The sequence below is a fragment of the Streptomyces flavofungini genome (assembly GCF_041028215.1).
In the GTDB taxonomy this organism is placed as follows: domain Bacteria; phylum Actinomycetota; class Actinomycetes; order Streptomycetales; family Streptomycetaceae; genus Streptomyces; species Streptomyces flavofungini_B.
This window is the reverse complement of the sequence record NZ_JASKYR010001479.1, coordinates 1-631: the sequence shown is the minus strand read 5'-3', so window position 1 is coordinate 631 and position 631 is coordinate 1. Positions and strand designations below refer to the sequence as shown.

1 pseudogene is annotated in these 631 nt (G+C 75.0%); it reads right to left on the bottom strand.

The annotated features are described in order from the left end of the window. Positions 1-572: pseudogene (locus AB8Z36_RS41760) on the bottom strand (ArgS-related anticodon-binding protein NrtL); the annotation flags it as partial. Positions 573-631: the final 59 nt, after the last annotated feature.

Sequence of the window (631 nt, the reverse complement as noted above, 5' to 3'; positions counted from 1 at the left end):
GGGACGGGGCGGATGGTCACCGCGTCGTCGCCGGGTCGCGGCGGCCCCTGTCCGTCGACCCGTACGCCGAGGAGGTCGACCCACTCCGGGTCGGGGGCGGCGTCGCAGGTGACGCGGACGGAGCTGCCCTGACTGCGGAGAATGCGCCGGACGCTGTCGGCGACGACGAGGGCGCGGATCTCGTGGGGCACGTGGAGGTGGACGGTGCCGGTGTCCTCCCGCGTATGCCCGTACCGGAGGCCGCTCCGGAGAACGTCGCGCACGAGGGCTTCGGTGGGCGAGCCCGCGAGGGTGAGATTGAGGAACCCGGGCCCGGTGACGTCGACGGCGGCGATGCCCGGCTGGGCGGCGATACGCGGGGACAGCACATGGGCCACGTCCAGGGGCGGCATCCCCGCGTCACGGGCGACGCGCAGGGCGACGCTGGTGGCGTAGTCCCCGCACCCCCCGGGCCGGGGCCGCTCGACCCGGACACCCCGCTCGTCCCGGGGCACCTCGACCCGGAGCTCACCGGCATCGACGGCGGCACGCATGGCGCGCAGCACGGTGCGGGAGAGCTCGACGGGTGTCACGGACCAAGCGTATGGGAGGAGGGGGGTGGGTCCGCGAATCGGTTTACGGGGTGGTCCGG